Raw genomic sequence first — 1,391 nt, 5'->3', positions numbered from 1 at the left:
CCTCGCCTGCTGGTGGTCTCGCTGATCGGCGCCACCATGCTGCCCTACGCCGCCGCCCCGCTCTGGCGCGGCATCTTCGCCAGCGCCGAGATCGCCGACCAGAGGATGGTCGAGCACACCCTGGCGCTGTTCGCCCATGGACTGGAGGTGCCCGATGGCCATTGATCGACGACTGCTCTGCCTGCTGCTCATGCTGCCACTGGCCGCCTGCAACGAACCGGCGCAGCAACCGCTGCTGGGCACCCTGGAGTGGGACCGCATCGGCCTGCCTGCCGAGGTCTCGGAGCGCGTGCTGGAGTGGAAGGTCAGCGAAGGCGAGCAGGTCGTGTCCGGCCAGTTGCTGCTGGAGCTCGACCCGCGCCGGCTGGACGCCCGCGTCCGTCAGGCCGAGGCCGAGCTGAACCAGGCCAAAGCCCGCCTGGAAGAACTGAGCAACGGCGCACGTATCGAACAGATCCAGGCCGCCAGCGCCAGCCTCCAGCAGGCCAGGGCCGAACGTGACGAAGCCGTGCGCGACGAACGCCGCATCAGCGCCCTGTATGCCCGTGGCCAGGTCGCCGTGGCCGAGCGTGACCGCGCCCGCGCTACCCGCGACCGCCTGGTGGCCGCCAGCGAGGCCAGCGCCGCCCGCCTGCGCGAACTGACCAACGGCACTCGCCCGGAGCAGGTCGAACAGGCCAACGCCGCCGTCGAAGCCGCCACCGCGCAGCTGGAGCGACTACGCCTGGACCGCGAGCACCTGAGCCTGCATGCGCCGCGCGCCGGTCGCGTCGACGCCCTGCCGTTCCACCCCGGCGATCAGCCACCGATGAACGCGGAACTGGTCAGCCTGCTGGTCGGCGAGGCGCCCTATGCGCGCCTGTTCATTCCCGCCTCGGTACGCCCGACGCTGGCCGTCGGCGCTACCCTGCGGGTCCGGGTCGAAGGTCATGAACGACCGCTGCAGGCACGCATCCGCAGCATCGCCAGCGAAGCCAGCTTCACCCCCTACTACGCCCTCAACGGTGATGACGCCAGCCGCCTGACCTACCGCGCCGAAGCCGTGCTGCTGGGTGACGAGGCCCGCGATCTGCCAGCCGGCCTGCCGCTGCAGGCGGAGCGTAGCGACGATGAGTGAGACGGTGATCCGCGCCAGCGGCCTGAGCAAGCGCTTCGGCGATCTGACCGCCGTCGACGGCCTCGACCTGCGCGTCGAACGCGCCGAGGTGTTCGGCTTCCTCGGTCCCAACGGCTGCGGCAAGTCGACCACCATCCGCATGCTCTGCGGTCTGCTGCTGCCCAGCGCGGGAGAGATCGAGGTGCTGGGCTACCGGATTCCGCAGGATGCCGAAGCGCTCATGCGACGATTCGGCTACATGACGCAGAAGTTCTCGCTGTACGAGGACCTGACG

2 protein-coding genes are annotated in these 1,391 nt (G+C 70.1%); both read left to right on the top strand.

Going from position 1 to position 1,391, the window contains the following annotated elements:
• Positions 1-154: 154 nt before the first annotated feature.
• Complete coding sequence (locus tag J0A65_RS23435; protein WP_206596695.1) at positions 155-1,117, top strand: HlyD family secretion protein; 963 nt, start codon at positions 155-157, stop codon at positions 1,115-1,117.
• A partial coding sequence (locus J0A65_RS23430; RefSeq protein ID WP_206596694.1) for an ATP-binding cassette domain-containing protein occupies positions 1,110-1,391 on the top strand: 282 nt, incomplete at its 3' end. The genes J0A65_RS23435 and J0A65_RS23430, both read left to right, overlap by 8 nt.

It is taken from the genome of Bowmanella yangjiangensis (assembly GCF_017255015.1).
Classification (GTDB): Bacteria; Pseudomonadota; Gammaproteobacteria; order Enterobacterales; family Alteromonadaceae; genus Bowmanella; species Bowmanella yangjiangensis.
This window is presented reverse-complemented; position numbering and strand designations above follow the sequence as displayed.